This window comes from Actimicrobium sp. GrIS 1.19 (assembly GCF_035984655.1).
Classification (GTDB): Bacteria; Pseudomonadota; Gammaproteobacteria; order Burkholderiales; family Burkholderiaceae_D; genus Actimicrobium.
In genome coordinates, this window is record NZ_JAXCHT010000013.1 from 80,960 (window position 1) to 101,935 (window position 20,976).

A 20,976-nucleotide genomic window follows, 5' to 3' on the forward strand; every position below is an offset into this window, starting at 1 on the left:
GGTATTGCCCATGTCGACCCTGAATCAAACCAATGTCCCCTACCTCGACGGCTGGCGCGGCATGGCCATCATCCTGGTCCTGATCGGCCATTTCGGCCCGGCCCGCTTCTGGTATCTGGGTCGCCTCGGGGTGATGCTGTTTTTCGTCCTGTCCGGCTTTTTCATGGCCCGGCTGCTGTTCATCAAGAAAGTGCCGCTGTCGTCGTTCTTTGCCAAGCGCTTCAGCCGCATCGTGCCGACCCTGTGGCTGTTCATCGTCGTGATGTATTTCTACGCACGCTATGGTCAGCCCAAGCCATATGTGATTCCGCTCGACGAGCTGCTCAGTACATTTCTGTTCATGGGCACGTATTTTCCAGCGCAGATTTCGATCTGGGCGGGCAACTGGTCGAATGGCCACCTGTGGTCGCTCAATGTCGAGGAGCATAGCTACCTGTTCCTTGCCGCCGGCGCCTTTCTGATTGCAAAGACGCGCGGCAGGCTGAGCACCAGAATGTTCATGCTCGGCGCCGTGCTGGCCATCATGGGCGTGACGCTGCTGTACATGACCGGCCTGATTACCGATGGCACGTCGCCGTGGCGCACCCACACCGAGGTCGCTGCGCTGGGCCTGATCGCGTCGGCAGCGATCAGTGTGTTGCGCAACCGGGAACAGTCCGGCTGGTTCAATACCTCGCCGGTGGTGCCGATCGTGGCGCTGGCGGCGGCAGCGATCACGTTCAATCCGCGCTATGCCTTCCTGTGGAATGTCTCGATCCTGGTTGCACCGGTGCTGGCGGCGGTGGTGGTTAACCACGCAGAAAATTTCCCAGCGCTGATCAAGCAATGGATGTCACTGCGCATTCTTCGGTGGTTCGGGGTGTGCTCGTTTTCGATCTACCTGTGGCAGATGCCACTGTTTTCACGCGTGCTCGACGGCACCATCTCCAAGCCGCTCGGGTTGGTGCTGGGGGTTGCGCTCGGCACCCTGTCGTTCTATTGCTTCGAAAATCCGGTCCGGCTGTATCTGAATCGCCGCTGGGCCGAGCATGAAATGAATCAGGCAGCAAGATTGGGTGGCATACAAGCCTGATCGGCCCGGTATCTTCACATTTTTTGTGCGACCTCAATCCTGAAAGAGATCGCTTCGCGCACCCTGACCATGTTCGTTCTCAATTATCGGTCATGATGTCGGTCAATCCCTCTCAGCAACAAAACTTCAGTTCGCGACTGAAAGAGTCGCTGCATCGGGCCGGCTATCCGTCCGACAGTCCGACCCGGCTTGCGCGGGAATTCAATGTGCGCTTCGACGGACGGCCCGTGACAGCGCACGCTGCCCGCAAATGGCTGCAGGGAGAATCGATCCCGACCCAGGAGCGCTTGCGGGCGCTGGCCGACTGGCTTGGCGTGAGCGCCGAGTGGCTGCGCTTCGACGGCGAGGAAATGCACCTGCAACCGTTACTCGGGCCGACCTTTCCGCCCGACGATCTGAAACTGATCGAAAGCCTCAACCAGCTCCGTCCAACCGACCGGACGATGGCGGTGGACCTGATTCATCTGCTGCTGGATCTGCAGCAACGCCGCTGATACTCCGCCTTGCCAGACCGGCCGCAACAGCGACTAACCCGGCAGCGGCTGGGCCGCCAGGCGCACGGCTTTTTCTTGCGACCAGAGATCGAGCTTTTGTTGTATGCCGGTTTGCTCGGCGCGCATTTGCGCATCGTCTGCCAGCTGCGCGCACAGCTCCAGGCGGATGCCGTTCGGGTCAAAAAAGTAAATCGAATTGAAGACGCGGTGGTCAGTCACACCGAGCACCTCGATGCCGTGTGCTTCCAGCCGGTCCTTCATTTGCAGCAGTTGCGCGATGCTGTCGACGCGCAACGCAATGTGATTGACCCAGGCAGGCGTATTCGGTGACGGCGCCGCCAGCTGGTTGTCGCCGAGGTCAAAGAACGCCAGGCACGAGCCATCGGTCATGCGGAAAAAAATATGAACGTACGGACAGTATTCGCCGGTCGACGGGACGTGGTCTGCGCGGATGTAATGAAACAGCGGCAGGCCCAGAATGTCTTCGTAAAAATGACGCGTTTCTTCAGCGTCACGGCAGCGCCAGGCGAAGTGATGCAGGCCATTGATCGACACGGCGGCGGGACTGGCATTCGGTGCATTCATGGTCGGTGCTCCTGACAAAAATTAACGGGGTTAAGCGTGACGGCCTTTTTTGATGCGCGCCGGCGCTTGCGTGACCTGTTGATGGATGGCGCCGAAGATCGATTTTCCGGCCGCGTCGAGCATGTCGATCTTGATGGTGTCGCCGAACTGCATGAATGGGGTCTTGGCAACGCCATCGGCAATCATTTCAAGACAGCGTTTTTCGGCGATGCAGGTATAGCCCTTGCTCGCGTCCTTGTTCGATACCGTGCCCGAGCCGATGATGCTGCCGCTGCGCACATTGCGGGTCTTGGCCAGATGCGCAAGCAGCTGCGGAAAACTGAACACCATGTCGACACCGGCATTCGGCTGGCCGACGCTGACGGCGTTCCAGGTGGTGCGTAACGGCAAATGCAGCTTGCCCTCTTTCCATGCCGCGCCAAGCTCATCGGGCGTCACCGCGACCGGCGAAAAACTGGTCGCCGGTTTCGATTGCACGAAGCCGAAGCCCTTGGCCAGCTCGGCCGGAATCAGATTGCGCAGCGACACATCATTGACCAGCATCAGCAGCCGGATGTGGCCGGCCGCTTCGTCGGTGTCCGCGCCCATCGCCACATCATCGGTAATGACGGCGACCTCGCCCTCGAAATCGATGCCCCAGTCGGTCGACTCCAGCACGATGTCGTCGGTCGGTCCGATGAAATCGTCGGAGCCGCCCTGATACATCAGCGGCTCGTGCCAGAACGACTCGGGCATCTCGGCATTGCGTGCCTTGCGCACCAGTTCGACATGGTTCACATAAGCCGAGCCATCGGCCCACTGATAGGCGCGTGGCAACGGCGCCATGCAACGCTTGGGATCGAAGGCGAAGCTGCGCTCGACGCGGTCGAGGTTGAGCGCGGCATACAGTTCTTCCAGCTGCGGCGCGATGAAGGCCCAGTCATCCAGCGCCCGTTGCAGCGTCGGCGCAATCGCATCGGCCAGTACGGCACTCTTCAAATCGCGCGAAACCACTGCCAGTTGCCCGTCGCGGGTGCCGTCCTTCAATGTTGCCAGCTTCATCGGAAATCCTGAAAGTTATGGAATATGGAATTGATTGAATGTATCGTAATGCCATTCCTGCCCTGAATCAACCCGGATTTACATATGCCGACAGCTGCACTGCCGCCCGCCCGCCAGGGCATCCAATCCATCGAAGTTGCCGCGCCACTGCTGCGGGTGCTGGCCGACTCATCCGGAGCACTGCCGCTGTCGGCACTGGCGAAGGCCGCCGGCATGCCCGCAGCCAAGGCGCATCGTTATCTGGTGAGCCTGATCCGGGTCGGGCTGGTGCAGCAGGATGCCCACTCGGCCGAATACGACCTAGGTGCGCTGGCACTGGAACTGGGGCTGGCATCGCTGGGCCGGATCGACGCAATGCAGCTGGCCGACGCCGCCATGAGCAGTTTGCGCGACGCCACCGGCGAAACGGTCGCGCTGGCGGTGTGGGGCAATCTGGGGCCGACCTATGTGCGCCTGCTGCAATCGCGCCGGCCGGTGACGGTCAACCTGCAAATCGGCAGCGTCATGCCGATGACCTACACCGCGAGCGGATTGTGTTTTGCGACCTGGTTGCCGGAGCAGGACAGCGCGTCATTGCTTAAGCTGGAACTGACTTCGAACCGGCGTCAGAAACTGGCGGCGCCGCATACCTTGACGGCCCTGCGACCCTTGCTCAATGAAACCGCCGAGCATGGCCTGGCGCGCATGATTGGCCATCTCGACCCGGCCGCCGCGCGACCGCCCGGATCCAGCCGCGCAGCAGAACTACTGCTGGCCGGCTTCAATGCGTTCTCCGCGCCGGTGTTCGACAATGATGGCCGCATCCGCTTTGCGCTCACGGTGGTGGGGTCGTCAGCGCATATCCGGCAGGCATGGGATGGCGCGATCGCCATGGAGACCAAGCGGCATGCGACGGCCTTGTCGCGGCGACTGGGGTATCGATGATGGGTCAGTGCACCAGCGTCACTGCCCCCGGCTTGACCGTCTCAAGAAACTGATAGCGCGTCACGTTGAGGAAATTGGGCATTGCGCGCGCAGGCGCCAGCCGTTCCTTCATGGCCCAGCGGCTTTGATCGTCCAGCGCCAGCAGCAGCGCCTGATCAAGCGAGACCACATAGTCTTCCGGATCGAATATCCGGGCCATCAGCGCGTCGTCCATCTTGAACATTTTGCCGACCACGCGGCGCGCCGCGACCGGGTCGGCATGGATCGAATCGGTGGCGGTGAGCAGGCCCTTGAGCACGCGCCGCACTTCTTCCGGATGGCTGTCGATATAACCCGGCCGTCCCACCAGTACCAGCCGGAAGGCATACACCTCTTCGCCGAAAAATACCTTCACGCGCCCATCCATCTCCTGTTCCAGTCGTGCCAGATACGGCTGGAACATGGCGGCAGCATCAATCCGCCCGGCCTTGAAGGCCTGGTGCAATGCGTCCGGATCGAGATCGACCCAGTTGACCCGGTCATTGCCGACGCTGTTGATCTGCAAGAGCGCGTCGAGGAAATACGGCAGGTTGGTGCCCAGCGTCAGGCCAATTTTTTTGCCTTGCAGGTCGGCCAGGCGATTGATGCCGCGATCAATCCGGGTCACGATGCCAAGAGAACGGCGGCTTTGCGCCACATTCGCCAGCACGGCGATGTCCGCGCCGTCGAGCAACGCAAACATCAGCCGCGTGTCGGCAATCAGGGTCAGGTCGGATTTGCCGTCCATCAGCGATTTCAGCGCGTCGCGCGCCATCTCGAATGGCTGCGCGATGATGTTCACACCCGCGTTGCGAAAGGCGCCCTGCTCCATGCCCACAAACATTGGCGCACTGATGATGCGCAACGGGATGGCCATGCGCACCGGCGCCAGCACCAATGGCTGCGCCGCCGGTGGTCGCAGGACAAACCAGCCGAGCAGGCAGAGGGCCAGCAGCACTACCAGCAGCGCTACCCGTGCTTTGAATGACGCGGCACGATAGCCGAGAGTGAATCGCATCGCTTCCTTTTCGTGATCGCAAACCCGGCAAATTCGATCAAGCCTTGATGACAAACATCGTGCCGGCATTTTAACCACTTTTTACAATGGCTCTCTGGCGCAAAGAAGTTTTTCCTTATCCCGTTTGCCTGGGCGTTTTTTGCCATAATGACGCGTTGCAGCAAATATGCCGCGACACCCATCCACAGCTGCGGGGAAAATCTGATGAAACGCGTAATTTTCAACCAAAAAGGCGGTTGCGGCAAATCGACCATTGCGGTCAATCTGGCTGCGGTGGCGGCACAATCGGGCAAAAACACCCTGCTCATCGACCTCGACCCGCAATGCAATTCCAGCCGTTACCTGCTCGGCGACGCCGCCAAGGAAGTAAAGCCGACCATCGCCGCCTTCTTTGAAGAGATGCTGGGCTTCAGCTTTTATCCGAAGCCGGCCAGCACCTTTGTTCACGCGACCCCGTTCGACAACCTGTTCCTGATTCCGTCCGACCCGTCGCTGGGCGACCTGCAATCCAAGCTCGAATCGCGCCACAAGATCTACAAGTTGCGCGACGCGCTCAACGAACTGGCGAAGGAATACGACGAGATCATCATCGACACGCCGCCGGCCTACAATTTCTTCACGATGTCGGCGCTGATCGCGGCCGACCGCTGCCTGATCCCGTTTGACTGCGACGATTTTTCGCGCGAGGCGCTGTACACGCTGATGAACAACGTCGCCGAGATTCGCGCCGACCACAATCCGGAGTTGCAGATCGAAGGAATCGTCGTCAACCAGTTCCAGCCGCGCGCAAAATTGCCGCAACGGCTGGTCGACGAATTGCTGGCCGAAGGCCTGCCGGTGCTCAACAGCAAACTGTCGAGCTCGATCGTCATCCGCGAATCGCACGGGCGCTGCCTGCCGATGATTCATCTGGACAAAACCCACAAGCTGAGCGGCGAATTCGCCACCCTGTATCAGGAGCTGCAGGCGGTGGCCTAGGCCGGTCGCTCAATCCCGATACGCCGCCCCGACCGCATCCAGCCCGGCCAGCACATAGCGCAACCAGTCGTCGGCCAGCGCCGGGCTGTCGGCGCCGACCGCGGGCAACACCTTCGACAGCACGACTTTCGGCATGGCAATCAGCAGGATGGCCGGCAACACCGACAACAACAGGCAACGCTGCACCGCCGGATGGCCTGCCGGCAGACCGAGCACGGCGGCAATCAGGCCCAGCATCACCGCGGCTTTCGGCCGCACCGCTTTCTCGACCAGCTTGGGCAGCACCTGCGACGGCGCCATGATTTCACGCAGCATCACGCGCACACCCCATGAGGCATCGGTGCGCGTCGACAACGCCACCAGATGCGACAGCACCGCACCCAGTTTCAGGCGCGGATCGTCCTGTGTCGCTGCCCACGCCGTCAGATCATCCAGACTGACAAGCTGGCGATGCGCCTCGATCAGGACGGCTTCATACAGGCCCTCGCGACTGCCGAAATGATAGTTGACCGATGCCAGCGGCGTGCCCGCGCGCAGGCAGATTTCCTTGCTGGTGGCATCGGCATAGCCGCGCTCGGCCAAAACCCGACCGGCCGTGTCGAGCAGATGCAGGCGCGTGGCCTCGCCATCGCTGCGTGAAGCACGTCGGACTGCGGGAATCTGTTTCTCTTTGGCTGGCATTACATCAATCCGGAGTGATTTTTTTATACTTTAAATTCGAATTTGAATTATAGTTCCAGCTGCCCAAGCCCACGCCACCGCCATGAACAAAAAGTTCGCTATTGTCGCAGCAGTCGTCGTTATCTGTGTCGGTGCTTTTTCCGCGTGGCACTTTAGCCGTCCCGCGCCGGATGCCGATGCCCTGGTGTTGTACGGCAATGTCGATATCCGCCAGGTGTCGCTGGCCTTCAACGGCAGCGAGCGCATCGCCACCCTGACTGTGCAGGAAGGCGACCACGTCAAGGCCGGCCAGGTGCTGGGCCAGCTTGATACCCGCGCACTGACGCTGCGTGCGGCGCAAGCCCGGGCCCAGCGCAGCGCGCAACAGCAGGCGTTGCAGCGCCTGCAGGCCGGCAGCCGGCCAGAGGAACGCAGCCAGGCGCGTGCCGAAGTGGCTGCCGCAGAGGCCGATGCCGCGCTGGCCGCGCAGCAACTGGCGCGACTGCAGGCGGTCGCGCAAAGCACCGCCGGACGCGGCGTCAGCCAGCAGGATCTCGACAGCGCCAGCGCCCGCCAACGGGTGGCGCAAGCCCAGCTCGATAAAATCCGCAAGACGCGCCAACTGGTCGACACCGGCCCGCGCAAGGAAGACATTGCCCAGGCCACGGCGCAAGTCGAGGTCGCCGCCAGCGAACTGGCCGTGCTCGAATTTCAACTCACCCAGGCCCAACTGACCGCACCGGTCGCGGCGGTGGTGCGCTCGCGCCTGCTGGAACCCGGCGACATGGCCTCGCCGCAGCGTCCGGTCTTCACGCTGGCGATCACCGATCCGAAATGGGTGCGCGCGTATGTCAACGAAGTCGATCTCGGCCGCATCCGCACCGGCATGGCCGCCAGCGTGGTGACCGACAGCCATCCGCAACAGCCGATCACCGGTCGCATCGGCGCCATTTCGTCGGTCGCCGAATTCACGCCCAAGACGGTACAAACCGAAGAATTGCGCACCAGCCTGGTCTACGAAGTGCGCGTGCTGGTGGACGATCCGACCGATCGCCTGCGTCTGGGCATGCCGGCCACCGTGCGCATAGCGCTGCGCTGATGGCGGCGATGGCACTGCTCGGTCGCGCGCTGCACAAGCGCTTTCTGGTCAAGCAAACCGGCCAGACCGTGCACGCCTTGAACGACATCGCGATCGACGTGCCACGCGGTGCATTGACCGCGCTGGTCGGCCCGGACGGCGCCGGCAAGACCACCCTGCTGCGTTTGTGCGCCGGCCTGATGCGCGCCGATCAAGGCAGCCTGCAGGTACTGGGCATGGACGTCGCCGTCGATCCGCAGGCGGTGCAAAACCGCATCAGCTACATGCCGCAGCGCTTCGGTCTGTACGACGACTTGAGCGTGCAGGAAAACCTCGACCTGTATGCCGATCTGCACGGCGTGCCGCTGGAACAACGACGGGTGCGCTATGCGCGCCTGATGGAGATGACCGATCTTGGTCGTTTCACCACGCGCCTGGCCGGCAAGCTGTCGGGCGGCATGAAGCAGAAACTGGGACTGGCCTGCACGCTGGTGCGCTCGCCCGAGTTGCTGTTGCTGGACGAGCCGACCGTCGGCGTCGACCCGCTGTCGCGCCGTGAATTATGGGAAATCGTGCAGCAGCTGATCGATCAGGAACAGCTCACCGTGGTCATCAGCACCACCTACCTGGATGAAGCCGAACGCTGCGCGCAGGTATATCTGCTGGCCGACGGCAAACTGCTGGCGCAGGGCACGCCAGCGGCATTGCGCGCGCACGCCGACGGCCTGTGTTTCATTGCGACGGCGCCTGCCGAGCAGCCGCCGCGCACCTTGCAGGCGCGCCTGCTGGATGCGTCGGATCACATCCTCGATGCCGTGCCGCAGGGCGGCGAGGTGCGCTTCATCCGCCGTCCCGGCGACGGCGACGGCGACGCCGTGGCCGCATTGCTGGCCGGCGCCAGCGTCAGGCCCACCCCGGCGCGGCTGGAAGACGGTTTCATGGTGCTGCTGCAGGCGGCCCCGGAGCCGGTTGCCGAAGTCACTGCACCCAGCGCGCCGCGCACTGCCGAGGTGGTCATTGAAGTGCGCGATCTGGTGCGCAAGTTCGGCGACTTCACGGCCGTGGCGAGCACCAGCTTCACCGTCACGCGCGGTGAAATCTTCGGACTGCTCGGCCCCAACGGCGCTGGCAAGACCACCACTTTCCGCATGCTGTGCGGACTGCTGCCGGCCAGCAGCGGTTTCTTGCAGGTGGCGGGCGTGGACCTGCGCCATGCGCCGGCGCGGGCACGTCGGAAGATCGGCTATGTCTCGCAAAAATTCGCGCTGTACGCCAACCTCACCGTCACCGAAAACCTGCACTTCTTCGGCGGCGCATACGGCCTGGGCGGCCAGCGCCTGCGTGAGCGCATGCAAGCGGTGCTGACGCAATTCAATCTGCACGGCCATGAACACCATGCCAGCGGCGAGCTGTCCGGCGGGTTTCGCCAGCGACTGGCGATGGCCACCGGCCTGTTGCACGAACCGGAAATCCTGTTCCTCGACGAACCCACCAGCGGCGCCGATCCGCAAGCACGGCGCGCCTTCTGGCGTCGCATCACGGCGCTGGCGGCAACCGGGATCACGGTCATCATCACCACCCATTTCATGGAAGAAGCCGAATACTGCGATCGCATCGTGATCCAGGACGCCGGCCAGGTGCTGGCGCTGGGCACGCCGGAACAGGTGCGCACTCAGGCCGGCAGCACTGCCTTGCAACGACTGAACATGGAACAGTCGTTCATCGCCATCGTCGAGCAGGCCCGTCATGCCGGCTGACCGCTTCGGCTTCTGGCGCCGCCTGACGGCCCTCACCCGCAAGGAATTTCGCCAGTTGCTTCGCGATCCCGGCAATCTCGCGATCGGCATCGTGCTGCCGATTTTCCTGATCCTGTTGTTTGGTTACGGCCTCTCGCTCGACGTCAAGAATGCGCCTGTCGCCATCGTGCTGGAAGATCCGTCGCCGACCGCCGCCGACGTGGTTGCCGGCTTGCGCCTGTCACCGTCGCTGGCGCCGGTGATGCTGATGTCGATGCACGAGGCCGAAGCGCTGATGCGCGCACGCACGGTGGACGCGATCGTGCGCATCCCCTCCGATTTTTCAGCGCAACTGGCAGCCGGCCATGGTCGCATCCAGGTGCTGGTGCATGGTGCCGATGTCAGTCGTGCCGGCATCATCCAAAGCTATCTGGGCGGCGCGCTGGCGCAGTGGGCCCTGCGCCAGGCCGAACGCGCCGGCCGCGCACCCGCCGCCAGCGGCATGGTCAGCCTGGAGCAGCGCATCTGGTTCAACGCCAGCAATGACAGCACCTGGTATCTGGTGCCGGGCCTGATCGTGCTGATCATGACGCTGGTCGGTGCGTTCCTGACCGCAATGGTAATGGCGCGCGAATGGGAACGCGGCACCCTCGAAGCGTTGTTTGTCAGCCCGGTGCGGCCGCTCGAAATCCTGCTGGCAAAGTTGCTTCCGTACTTCGTGGTCGGCATGCTCGGCCTGCTGCTGTGCCTGCTGTCGGCGCGCTTTCTGTTTTACGTGCCGATGCTGGGCACGCTGGCCCTGCTGGTGTTCAGTTCGATGCTGTATCTGCTGGTGACACTGGCGCTGGGATTGTTGATTTCATCGATGACGCGCAACCAGTTTCTGGCCAGCCAGATCGCCTTGCTGGCGAGTTTTCTGCCGTCGCTGATGCTGTCCGGGTTTCTGTTCGACCTGCGCAATGTGCCGGACGTGGTGCGTTGGGTCTCGCGCGTGGTGCCGGCGACCTACTTTGTCGAATTGATCCGCACCCTGTTTCTGGCCGGCGACGTGTGGCCGATGATACTCAGGAATTGCGCCATCCTGGCCCTGTACGCCAGCCTGCTGCTGGCCCTCGCATGGCGCGTTACGCGCAAGAGTCTGGACCGATGATGACGGCCATCCTCACGGTGCTGCGGCGGATTCTGAATCTGTGTCGCAAGGAATTCCTGGTGATTCTGAAGGACCCGTCCAGCCGCGTCATCCTGCTGGTGCCGGCGCTAATGCAGAGTCTCCTGTTCGGCTATGCCGCGACCTATGACCTGACCAATGTGCCGTATGCGGTGCTCGATCAAAGCCACGGTGCGGCGGCCGTCGCGCTGCTGGCCCGGCTCGATGGCACCGGCGTGTTCCAGCGCGTGGCGACGCTGCGCACCGATACCGAGATCGCCCCGGTGGTCGACACCGCAAAAGCATTGATGGTGCTGCGCATCGGTCCGCGCTTCGAGCAGCAACTCAATGCCGGCGAAACCGCAACCGTGCAGCTGATCCTGGACGGCCGTAACTCCACCACCGCAGGCGCGGCGGCGGCCTCGGTCGGCGCGGTGGTCGATGCCTTCAACGTGCAATGGCGCCAGCAGCACGGCGCGGCGGTGGCGCCGCTGACCGTGGCCACCCGCGCCTGGTACAACCCGAATCTCGAGACGCGCTGGAACCTGATGCCCGGCATGGTCGCCGCGCTCAGCATGATCCAGACCTTGCTGCTGACGGCGCTGTCGGTGGCGCGCGAACGCGAACAGGGTACCTTCGACCAGCTGCTGGTGACGCCGATGGCGCCGCTCGAAATCATGATCGGCAAGGCGCTGCCGTCGATGGTGATCGGCATGCTGCAGTCGACCATCGTGCTGCTGGTGACGCTGTTCTGGTTCAAGGTGCCGATGGCCGGGTCGCTGCTGACGCTCTACATCGGGCTGGGATTTTTTACGCTGGCGGCGGTTGGCATCGGCCTGTCGATTTCGGCACTGGTGACCAACATGCAGCAGGCCATGCTGAGCACCTTTGTGCTGATCATGCCGATGATGCTGCTGTCGGGCCTGACCACGCCGATTCGCAACATGCCGCACTGGCTGCAGATCGCCACGCTGATCAATCCGCTGCGCTTTGCCATTGATCTGGTGCAGCGCGTGTATCTGGAAGGCATTGGCCTTGGCGCCATGCTGCATAACCTGGCCCCGCTGTGGATCATGGCGGCCGTCACGCTGCCGCTGGCGGCCTGGCTGTTTCGCAATCGACTTGTCTGAATCGAACCATCATGCGCGCACTCTCCCTGTTGATCTTGCTGCTGGCCGGCTGCACTACCGTCGGGCCGGACTACCTGCCACCGGTGCTCGACGCGCCGGCCGACTGGGCCGACTGGCACGGCGGCGCCGCCAGCCTGGCCGATCCGCAATTGCGCCAGCAAACCGGCGCGGTGCGCGACATCACGACCTTGTTCGACGACCCCGTACTGGTGCGCCTGCAAACGCGCGCGCTGGCCGCCAATCCGGATTTGCAAACCGCCGCGCTACGTTTTGCGCAGAGCCGCACGCAACGCAAGCTGGCCGCCGCACAGAACCTGCAGGTCAATGCGCGGGGCGCCGAATCGCGCCAGCGGCAAAGCGAATTCGGCAGCGGCACGCGCCTGATCGATGCGATTGCACCGAACAACCGGAAGCAACTGATCGGCGTATTGAGCGCGCCCTTCGACCTGTATCAGGGCGGCTTCGACGCTTCGTGGGAACTCGATCTGTGGGGCCATACCGCGCGCGTGATCGAAGCGGCCGACGCCAACGTGACCGGTTCGCTGGCCTTGTTGGACCAGGCACGGTTGGCGGTGCTTGGCGAAGTCACGCGCAACTATGTCGAGCTGCGCGGCACGCAGCGTCAATTGCAGCTGCTACAGGCTGACATCGCCGTCGGTGCGGAAGCGCTGGAGCTGGTCACGGCGCGCGTCAAGGGCGGCCTTGGCACCGAACTGGATGTGATCCGCGCCAGCAACGCGCTGGCCAACCAGCGCGCGCGCCTGCCCGGATTGCAGGACGACGAAGCCCAGCACATCAATCAGCTGACCCTGCTGACCGCGCAGACGCCGGGCGCACTGCAGACGGAATTGCTGAGTGCCGCCGCGCCGCTGATGCTGCCCGACCTGCGCCTGGGCGTGCCGTCCGAACTGGCGCTGCGCCGCCCCGACATCCGCAGCGCCGATGCCGCGCTGCACGCCGCCACCGCCAACATCGGCGTGGCGACTGCCGACCTGTATCCGCGCATTACGCTGGGCGCGAGCGCAGGGCTGGAGTCGGTCGGCGCGAATCACTTCGGCGACTGGGGCAGCCGCCAGTGGTCCATCGGACCGAGCCTGACGCTGCCGCTGTTCGACCAGGGTCGACGCCGCAGCGCGATTACCTTGCGCCAACTGGAACAGCAACAGGCCGCCGTGGCGTATCAGCAAACCGTCTTGAAGGCGTGGCATGAGATTGACTCGGCGCTGACCAGCTACACGGCAGAGCAGCAGCATGGCCGCCAACTGGACAACAAGGAAAACAGCAGCCGGATCGCCGATGCGCTGGCCGACGCGCGTTATCGGCAGGGCATGACCGATTATCTGGCTGCGCTCGAAGCCCGCCACGCGTGGCTGATGGCGCAGAGCGAGGCTGCGCGCAGCTTCAATCTGCTGGCGGTGCAGATGGTGTCGATTGTGAAGGTATTGGGGGGAACGGTGCCGGATCGGCAATAGACGTGCTACCTGCGTTGTGCTTGATCGGTGGGCGTAAGGGCTTGACCGAAGCCCGATTTCCAGCAATGACCTGCCATGCACCGCTGTCAGAACAACCAGGCACCCGGACGCCGCCGCAGGTGTGCGACGCGCATCCGGATTATTTATTTAATGCCCCGTCATGCCATGCTCGTCAACGCTGCGGCATTGGCCGTCACGCAACTTCCCTGGCGCTGACGATGGATTTTGACACCAGACCGTATTCAATCGCTTCCGATGCCGACATCCAGAAATCGCGGTCGATATCGGCGCTCACTTTTTCCAGCGTCTGTCCACTTTCCCGGGCGATCAACGCGCCAATCCGTTCGCGCACGCGAATGATTTCGCGGGCCTGGATGGCAATGTCCGAGGCCTGACCGCCAACGCCGCCACTCGGTTGATGAATCAGGAAGCGCGTGTTCTGCAAACAGAAGCGGCGCTCGATCGGGACGGACAGGAATACGTTGACCGCGGCGCTGCCGACCCAGCCGCTGCCGATCATGTTGACCGGAGCCTCGATGAAGCGGATCACGTCATGAATCACATCGCCCGATTCCACATGCCCGCCTGGCGAGCAGACCAGGAAATTGATGGGTGCTGTGGATTCGCCGGACAGCGCGATCAGTTGGCGCACGACATCACGCGCGACGGAATCGTTGATCTGGCCGAACAGCAGTACGGTGCGGGACTTGAACGCTTTCTCTTCAAGAAAGGCATCGCGTACCGATGCCTTGGTGTCCATTTTTTCTTCCATGAGGTGCCTCCGGGGGTCAGTGAAATTGAGCGAATATCAGAGCAGCAGTGTAAACCGAAAAATCCCCCCACGACCGCTGCCGTTTGTGGCGCGATGCCGCGAACTGGTTGTGTCAGCCGGTTGTGGCAGCAAAGAATCGGACGGCGGGCTTAACACGCGCGATTGCCTGTTGCCGCTGACCGGTTATTGAACCGCTGCGCCGACCTTGACTGGCGCGACCGAATGCCTGCAAAGGTAGGCACAGATATCGCGAGATGTTGGGTGTCCCTGATTCCACTCATGGCTGATGGTAAAGACCGACGCGGCGCGCAGCGCCAATCTGCTGGCGGTGCGGATGGTATCGATTGTGAAGCGCTTGGGCGGCAAGGTTCCTGATCGGCGATCGCCTTGCGACATGCGTTGTGCCTGCCCGGTTGCGCGACACTCGTTCCGATTATTTTTTTAACGACTTCTGAATTATCCCGACGTAGTTGCACAACCACAGATCGATCGTTTTCCCTTAAAACAACACGGATGGCGGGCCTTGACGTTTGATGTTGCCCCATACGCCAACGTGCGTTCCGAAGGGCGCGCCGGGGCCATACCAGGCGTAGGACACTTCGAGACTGGACGATGTCGACGCAGACGAAGAAAGTTGCAGGGCAATGGTCGTCGCATCGGGAAACGCCACACTTTTCACCGGGATTTCGACGCCATTTCCCTTGACGTGAAATCCGAATTGGGGTGCGCGTTCGATCTGCGACACATCAATTTCCGGAGTACCAAAACCGTCCATTGGTGCAGATATTGTCAGCAATATTTTCGACCCGGCGACCTTGCCGGAGACGATTCTCAGCGGCTCCCAATTTTTCCCTTCAACAAGGGTCGTGTACTTGGCCAGGCCCTCTACTTCGCCATATTGCGCATAGCCCATGCCGGTGTGGTGCACGTTATCACCCGCAGCAATTTGGTAGGGGTAGCGTGGGTTCACGAGATGGATGCGGGCCGCATTGGCAGTGGCAAAATCCAGTTGCCTTAACGTGTTCGGCGCTTGAACTGTCATTTCAGAAACACCCGCGTACATATCGATGAAGTAGTGGAGCGGGCCTGGTGTTCCACCGCCAGCATCATTCAGTCTCAGCTTATCGAATGCCGCCACCATCTCCGTCAACTGCTCATAGTAGTCAAAGTTGTCGGCTGGGGAAAAGATGCCATGGGTCCAGCCAACCCCAAGCCAACGCGTCGCCTTCCCCTTGGCATTGCTGATCGCTTTGACTTTACGAATGGCGTTTAACATCACCGTCCACGGCGGTGTGCCCGGTTGGAGTTGCTGCCACGTATATGCCGGGTACGCCATGCCGACATCCACAACCTGAACAGGCGAATATTTATTGACGTTGGCTAATTTCGCGAAAGTACGGGCGGCGATATTTCCAATATTGCCAGAGGCATTGGCGGGGCTGCCAGCCACCGTATTTTCCCAACGCAGTTTTTCGAAATCGCCATATTGCTCCGCGACCCACGGAGCGCTAATCGCAGGCAATAGCGCATTTGTTTTCTTCGCTTTGGGCGCAAAGGCGAGCACTTGCGACTCGTCCTTGATCAGATCCGGACTTGCTACCGGCTGAGACTGCGACCGCCACGACTGTCCGTAGCTGATAAACACGTTCATGACGCCGGATTCATCGGCATGCCTGTTTTTATAGTTAACCGGATTATTTGCGAAGATTGGCATGCGACCGCTGGTTGTCGCGATGGTTGGTTTGCCGTCATTTGAACCGAACAACGAATCATTGGACAAGATCAAGCCTGATACCAGGACAGAAAACAGAACGATCGACAGTTTGAGCAAAGGCATTTTTATTTTTTCAAGAGACGGCCAGAGAAGACCAGGAAAAACGGGAGACCCACACCCTCTGGTTCATTTCGGAAGGGGATGGGTGTCCTTATTTCTTCGTTTCTTCCAATTTAACTTTATTCCTGCGTGGCCGCGCCACTCTCCTGCCTCAGCCAAACCCTTAACGCCTCAACCGCACCACCGAGCGCGAACGCCCCCTTCGGGCCAACGAGATAGTAGCCTTCATCGATGGGAAGGCAGGCTTCAAACGGTTCGATCAACTCGCCGCTCGCTATTTCCTGCTCCACGAGAGACGCACTCGTCAGGACGACGCCCTGATGGTGCCTGGCCGTGTCAACCGCCAGATGGGATGCATCGAAATTGATGGTGGAGATTGCGCCAATCTGGCGTTCGGACAACGTCGTAAATTGCTGGAGCCAGCGCTCCCAATAGGGATGAATTTTGGTTGCCAGCAGCGTCGCGCTTGCCAAACCTTCCGCGGATTGCGGTGCCAGCATTTTCCAATACATTGGGCTGCAAAACACCCGCAGTTGGTCCACAAAAAGCAATTCGACATCGAACCTGCTGTTCTCCTCCGCCTTGAAATGCCGGATCGCTATATCAATTGATCCATTGTCGAAATCAACCAGCGCCGCGCTCGCATCGATGCTGAGGCTGATTTCAGGGTGGAGATCCATGAATCGCACCATGCGCGGAACAAACCATTTCCTGGCAAAGCTGGGAGGCATCGAAATGCGTATCTCATTGCGGCCGCTTTGCTTGAGCAGCGTGCTGGCATGCGAAATCTGGCTCAGGGCCATACCGATACGCCCGAAGTATGCAGCGCCCGCATCCGTCAGGGAGACCTTGCGCACCTCCCGATAAAACAGTTTTACGCCTAACCACTCTTCCAGCCGGTGGATTAACTGGCCGACAGCGCCTGGCGTTACGTACAGTTCCGCAGCGGCTTTCGAAAAGCTCAGGTGCCGTGCTGCGGCCTCAAAAGCGACCAGGGATCGCAATGGTGGGAGATTTTTCATGGGATAGCCATGCTATTCCATAACCCTATTAAAGTCATTTGTCCGGTAGTCGCGGCGCCATCAGAATGGCTGCACAGGATTGCTTTGTCGGTGACGTTCGCATGACGCAGCTTCCTGGCCCAATCCACCCAGCGTCCCCATTTCCCAGGAGCCTTACATGCCACTCGTTCACATCCATGTTCCGCAAGGCCGGCCATCCGACTATCTCAGTGCGATCAGCGACGTGGTTTACGACACGACGATTGCCGTACTAAACGTTCCCGAGCACAATCGCTTCCACATTATTTCCGAGCACGCGCCCACGAATTTGGTGATCGACCCGACCTACTTCGATATTCAACGAAGCAAAAACGCCATCATCATCCAGATCACGCTCAACGAAGGGCGAGCGACACTGGAACTGAAGAAGGCGTACTTCCGGGCATTGGCCGATGGTTTGCAGGAACGTGTGGGCTTGCGCCGCGAAGACGTGTTTATCAACCTCGTCGAGGTGAAGAAAGAAAACTGGTCCTTGGGGAATGGGGAGGCGCAATACGTTTAATAGCTGCGAGTTCGACTGAGCGACGCGCTGATGAAAAATCGGACACCCACGATCTGTGGTTTCATTCCGGAGAATGATGGGTGTCCTTCTTTGTTCAATTTCCGGGCATCTCCCGATGGCGCCCCCGAACGGACGGTGCCTCCAGGCCATCGACACAATCGCTTGGCGCCAAGCCCTGCACACGCCAGGTGTCAAACCGGCGCGTAAGCCCTCGTGCCTCCAGGCCAGGGCGTGAGCACCTCATAGCCTGACGGCGTCACGACCACCATGTGTTCAAACTGCGCAGACAAGGACCTGTCTCTTGTCACGACCGTCCAGCCATCGTTCAGTTGTTTGGTCTCGCATTTACCTGCGTTGATCATCGGTTCGATGGTAAAGACCATGCCCGGCTCCAGCGTGATCCCTTGCCCGCGCCGCCCGTAGTGCGGCACCTGGAAATCCTCGTGGTAGACCTCGCCAATGCCGTGCCCAACATAGTCGCGCACCACGCTGAAATGCTCCAGGTGCGCAACTGTCTGAATGGCATGGCCGATGTCGCCCACGGTCGCCCCAGGCTTGACCTGCCGGATGCCGGCCAGCATGGCTTCGTAGGTCGTCTCCACCAGGCGCCGCGCCAACACGCTGGGCGCGCCGACGAAGTACATGCGACTGGTGTCGCCGAACCAGCCATCCTTGATGACGGCAACGTCGATGTTGAGAATATCGCCCTGCTTCAGAATTTTGTCGGCCGAGGGGACGCCGTGGCACACCACCTGGTTGACTGAGGCGCAGATGGTCTTGGTAAAGCCGTGATACCCGACGTTGGCAGGAATGGCCCCCTGGATATTCACGATGTAGTCGTGGCAGATGCGGTCGAGCGCCTCCGTGCTCACCCCCGCGACAACGTAGGGCTCAATCATGCTGAGCACCTCGGCGGCCAGCTGGCCAGCCCGCCGTCCCAGCGCGATCTGCTCGGCGGACTTGATGAGGATGTCGCGGGCCATCAGTGTTTTCCCGCCGAGGACGTACTGGGCTTGCCCAGTTCGCCTTTGACAGCCATCGCGATGTTCAACCCGCCCGCCAGTTCAGCCCGTATCAACAGCTGGCAGATTTCCCGGTAGTCCAGGTCCGGGTGCATCTCGGTCAGCATGCCGACGCGCATCCAGTGCTCTGCCTGCGCATTGATCGATCTGCTCAGGGCATTGCTTGCCACCCGCAAGTTCTCGTGCATCTGGTCCGAAATTTTTACAATGCCCATTAGCAGACTCCATATGAAATGTATGCGAATTATATACGTTTCATATAGTCTGGTGTTGGTCAGTCCTGTGTGAGGTCCGAGGCGTTCGAACGCGCCTCGCTGTGAGGTCATTGTTTGTCTATCAGTGCGGTGGCAGCCGAACTACAACCCCGCCCGCAGCCCCACAAACACCCGCCGTCCCGGCGCAGCCTCGTAAAAGCGCCCATTGCCATCATTGACGATGACCGATCCGGCGTACTGCTTGTCGAGCAGGTTGTCGATGCGGCCAAACAGGAACCATTTGACCGTCCCGAGCTGCCATGCATAGCCGGCGCGCGCATTGAGCACCGCATAACCCGGCGCAGCTTCGCTGTTGATGTCATTGACGAAGACGCGGGCTTCGGCGCGCATTTCCAGCGCGGCACTGACGGCGTCGCTGACGCGGTATTGCGCTTCCGAATACAGGCTGTGCGCCGGCGCGCCAGGCAGTTTGTTGCCGGCTGCGACGGCGCCGTTCTGCGCATTCGAAAAAGTGTCGAGAAAGCGCGCGTCCAGCCACGTGTACGCCATCCGTGTGGTCAGGCTGCCCCACTTTGCCAGCCAGGATGCTTCGATGCCGCGCCGCTGCGCGCCATCGACATTCTGGAAAATCGAGCGTCCGTTGCTGACCGACGACGGCACGATTTCATTGCGGCTGCGTGCGTCGAACAACGCCAGATCGAGCGCGTGCACGCCGCTGACCAGCTTTGCGCCGATCTCGGCCTGGGTGCTGGTGGATGGCCGCAAGCCGAGGTTGGGGCCGCTGCCGCTGGCGTTGTAGGCCGACTCGGCCAGCGTTGGGGTTTCGAAGCCGCGCCCGAGGTTGGCATACAGATTCAGGCCATCGCTGTGTTGCCACACCAGTCCGATAACCGGGCTGGTATTGCGGTACGTGACGCCGCCACTGTCGTCGGGACTGGCGGCGGTGATGAAATGATCGTCGACGCCGACGCGCACGGCGCTGTGACGCAGGCCGGCGGTGGCGCGCCACTGCGGCGCGAACTGCCAATCGATCTGTGCGAACGCATCGCGGTTGCTGGCGCTGTCGATTTCATCGCGGCGCAAGGCACCGGCCACGCCGGCGTTGTTGACAAAGCCCTTGCGCGCCTGACTCAGGCGGTCGGCTTCGACACCAACGGTCCAGTTCAGGGGCAGGCCATCGAGGCGGGTCTTGTGGTTCCAGTTCAGGCCCAGCCCGCGGTAATCGCTGTCGAGATCGACCACGCCGCCCGACGAGTTGGCCACCGCACCGCTCAAGGCCAGGGTCTGGAACACCTGGCGGGCACCGGCATAGACGCGCGCGTTGAGCGTGTCGCTGTCGGATAGCCGGTGGGCGATCACCAGACCGGCCTGTTGCTGCGCGATCGTCTTGCGGGTATCGAAGAACAGCGCGCCGCCGACGACCTGACGCGGATTGCGGTCGAAGTCCGTGCGCGTGAGTCCGAGCGGGTCCTGTGACTTTGGCTGATTGAAAAAATTTGCGGTGGCCGTGACCGTGGTCTCACTCGACGGGTGCAACACCGCCTTGGCCGCCAACTGATTGCGCTCGGCCGCGCTGTGATCGCGGTAGCCGTCGGTGGTGAAATGCGACACGTCGAGCAGCGCGCCGACCTGTTCCGTAGCACCTGCCACCGAGGCAGTGATGTGCTGCTGGCCATTGGAGCCCGCGCCAACCGAGATCCGCCCCGACGCGGGCGTGACGCCGCGCGGCGGGTCCTGCGTAAAAATCTGCACCACACCACCGGCGGCATTGCCATACAGCTGCGCCATCGGTCCGCGCAGCACTTCGATGCGCGACGCGGCGGTCAGACTGGCGGTGGCGGCCTGGCCCTGGCCGTCCGGCATGGTCGCCGGAATGCCGTCGACCAGGATCCGCACGCCACGCACACCGAAGGTCGAGCGGGTGCCGAAGCCGCGCACCGACATCTGCAAATCCTGCGCAAAATTCTGCCGCTCGCGCACCTGCAGTCCCGGCACCGCCGCGACCAGCTCGGACAGGTTGACCAGCGGCGACATCGCACTGAAGGGATCGACCGACACCACATCGATGGCGGCAGGCGCGTCGAAGCGCCGTTGCAAGGACCGGCTGGCGCTGACCACCACCGGCTCCAGCACCGGGTCGGTAGTGGACTGCGCATGGGCCACCGGCGACAGCAGCGTGCAGCCCAACGCGGCCAGGGCGCGACGGCGAATCATGGA

Annotated in this window: 21 protein-coding genes; 10 read left to right on the forward strand and 11 right to left on the reverse strand. The window is 61.7% G+C overall.

The window, feature by feature from the left end; translation table 11 throughout:
- Positions 1-10: 10 nt before the first annotated feature.
- Together RCH09_RS11075 and RCH09_RS11080 are read left to right on the forward strand one after the other, a co-directional pair.
- Complete coding sequence (locus RCH09_RS11075) at positions 11-1,072, forward strand: acyltransferase family protein (RefSeq protein ID WP_326941145.1); 1,062 nt, start codon at positions 11-13, stop codon at positions 1,070-1,072.
- A 95-nt stretch (positions 1,073-1,167) separates the two neighbouring features.
- Positions 1,168-1,566, forward strand: coding sequence for a hypothetical protein (locus RCH09_RS11080; RefSeq protein WP_326941146.1), 399 nt, complete (start codon positions 1,168-1,170; stop codon positions 1,564-1,566).
- A gap of 33 nt (positions 1,567-1,599) precedes the next feature.
- Here RCH09_RS11080 and RCH09_RS11085 read toward each other — a convergent pair whose 3' ends face one another.
- Positions 1,600-2,151, reverse strand: a complete 552-nt coding sequence (locus RCH09_RS11085; protein ID WP_326941147.1) for a VOC family protein — start codon at positions 2,149-2,151, stop codon at positions 1,600-1,602.
- 30 nt (positions 2,152-2,181) lie between these two features.
- Positions 2,182-3,192, reverse strand: coding sequence for a fumarylacetoacetate hydrolase family protein (locus tag RCH09_RS11090; protein WP_326941148.1), 1,011 nt, complete (start codon positions 3,190-3,192; stop codon positions 2,182-2,184).
- 84 nt (positions 3,193-3,276) lie between these two features.
- On the opposite strand from RCH09_RS11090, the gene RCH09_RS11095 reads away from it, so the two are divergent.
- Entirely contained in the window at positions 3,277-4,116 is an 840-nt protein-coding gene (locus RCH09_RS11095) for an IclR family transcriptional regulator (RefSeq protein ID WP_326941149.1), read from the forward strand.
- A gap of 4 nt (positions 4,117-4,120) precedes the next feature.
- Here RCH09_RS11095 and RCH09_RS11100 read toward each other — a convergent pair whose 3' ends face one another.
- Entirely contained in the window at positions 4,121-5,152 is a 1,032-nt protein-coding gene (locus RCH09_RS11100; RefSeq protein ID WP_326941150.1) for an ABC transporter substrate-binding protein, read from the reverse strand.
- A 204-nt stretch (positions 5,153-5,356) separates the two neighbouring features.
- Between RCH09_RS11100 and RCH09_RS11105 the strand changes: the two genes are divergently transcribed.
- Positions 5,357-6,130, forward strand: coding sequence for a ParA family protein (locus RCH09_RS11105; RefSeq protein ID WP_326941151.1), 774 nt, complete (start codon positions 5,357-5,359; stop codon positions 6,128-6,130).
- 9 nt (positions 6,131-6,139) lie between these two features.
- On the opposite strand, the gene RCH09_RS11110 is transcribed toward RCH09_RS11105, so the two are convergent.
- On the reverse strand, positions 6,140-6,811 hold the full coding sequence (locus RCH09_RS11110) for a TetR/AcrR family transcriptional regulator (RefSeq protein ID WP_326941152.1): 672 nt from the start codon (positions 6,809-6,811) through the stop codon (positions 6,140-6,142).
- A gap of 82 nt (positions 6,812-6,893) precedes the next feature.
- On the opposite strand from RCH09_RS11110, the gene RCH09_RS11115 reads away from it, so the two are divergent.
- Genes RCH09_RS11115 through RCH09_RS11135 form a run of 5 tightly spaced genes read left to right on the forward strand, consistent with a single transcriptional unit; the run spans position 6,894 to position 13,353 of the window.
- Positions 6,894-7,889 carry an HlyD family efflux transporter periplasmic adaptor subunit gene (locus tag RCH09_RS11115; RefSeq protein WP_326941153.1) on the forward strand — a complete coding sequence of 332 codons (996 nt, stop codon included), beginning with the start codon at positions 6,894-6,896 and terminating at the stop codon, positions 7,887-7,889.
- Entirely contained in the window at positions 7,889-9,625 is a 1,737-nt protein-coding gene (locus RCH09_RS11120; protein ID WP_326941154.1) for an ATP-binding cassette domain-containing protein, read from the forward strand. Before RCH09_RS11115 ends, RCH09_RS11120 begins: the two co-directional genes overlap by 1 nt.
- Positions 9,615-10,754 carry an ABC transporter permease gene (locus tag RCH09_RS11125; RefSeq protein WP_326941155.1) on the forward strand — a complete coding sequence of 380 codons (1,140 nt, stop codon included), beginning with the start codon at positions 9,615-9,617 and terminating at the stop codon, positions 10,752-10,754. Before RCH09_RS11120 ends, RCH09_RS11125 begins: the two co-directional genes overlap by 11 nt.
- A complete protein-coding gene (locus RCH09_RS11130; RefSeq protein ID WP_442785029.1) occupies positions 10,751-11,881 on the forward strand; it encodes an ABC transporter permease in 1,131 nt (376 codons plus the stop codon). Before RCH09_RS11125 ends, RCH09_RS11130 begins: the two co-directional genes overlap by 4 nt.
- Positions 11,882-11,892: 11 nt before the next feature.
- Entirely contained in the window at positions 11,893-13,353 is a 1,461-nt protein-coding gene (locus RCH09_RS11135; RefSeq protein WP_326941157.1) for an efflux transporter outer membrane subunit, read from the forward strand.
- Between the two features lie 193 nt (positions 13,354-13,546).
- Here the strand turns inward: RCH09_RS11135 and RCH09_RS11140 are convergent, their stop codons facing one another.
- The 4 genes from RCH09_RS11140 to RCH09_RS11155 form a co-directional block, all read right to left on the reverse strand.
- The gene (locus RCH09_RS11140) at positions 13,547-14,125 is read right to left on the reverse strand and encodes an ATP-dependent Clp protease proteolytic subunit (protein WP_326941158.1); all 579 of its coding nucleotides are present in this window, start codon (positions 14,123-14,125) and stop codon (positions 13,547-13,549) included.
- A gap of 183 nt (positions 14,126-14,308) precedes the next feature.
- Positions 14,309-14,521: a hypothetical protein gene (locus RCH09_RS11145; protein WP_326941159.1), complete on the reverse strand. Its 213-nt coding sequence runs from the start codon at positions 14,519-14,521 to the stop codon at positions 14,309-14,311.
- Between the two features lie 103 nt (positions 14,522-14,624).
- A complete protein-coding gene (locus RCH09_RS11150) occupies positions 14,625-15,962 on the reverse strand; it encodes a hypothetical protein (protein WP_326941160.1) in 1,338 nt (445 codons plus the stop codon).
- A 116-nt stretch (positions 15,963-16,078) separates the two neighbouring features.
- The gene (locus RCH09_RS11155; RefSeq protein ID WP_326941161.1) at positions 16,079-16,981 is read right to left on the reverse strand and encodes a LysR substrate-binding domain-containing protein; all 903 of its coding nucleotides are present in this window, start codon (positions 16,979-16,981) and stop codon (positions 16,079-16,081) included.
- A 157-nt stretch (positions 16,982-17,138) separates the two neighbouring features.
- Here RCH09_RS11155 and RCH09_RS11160 point away from each other — a divergent pair, with 157 nt between their 5' ends.
- On the forward strand, positions 17,139-17,522 hold the full coding sequence (locus RCH09_RS11160) for a tautomerase family protein (protein ID WP_326941162.1): 384 nt from the start codon (positions 17,139-17,141) through the stop codon (positions 17,520-17,522).
- 191 nt (positions 17,523-17,713) lie between these two features.
- Here RCH09_RS11160 and map read toward each other — a convergent pair whose 3' ends face one another.
- The 3 genes from map to RCH09_RS11175 all read right to left on the reverse strand — a co-directional run bounded on the left by map (position 17,714) and on the right by RCH09_RS11175 (position 20,973).
- Entirely contained in the window at positions 17,714-18,505 is a 792-nt protein-coding gene (gene map / locus RCH09_RS11165) for a type I methionyl aminopeptidase (RefSeq protein WP_326941163.1), read from the reverse strand.
- Positions 18,505-18,759 carry a ParD-like family protein gene (locus tag RCH09_RS11170; protein WP_326941164.1) on the reverse strand — a complete coding sequence of 85 codons (255 nt, stop codon included), beginning with the start codon at positions 18,757-18,759 and terminating at the stop codon, positions 18,505-18,507. Before RCH09_RS11170 ends, map begins: the two co-directional genes overlap by 1 nt.
- 141 nt (positions 18,760-18,900) lie before the next feature.
- Complete coding sequence (locus RCH09_RS11175; protein WP_326941165.1) at positions 18,901-20,973, reverse strand: TonB-dependent receptor family protein; 2,073 nt, start codon at positions 20,971-20,973, stop codon at positions 18,901-18,903.
- Positions 20,974-20,976: the final 3 nt, after the last annotated feature.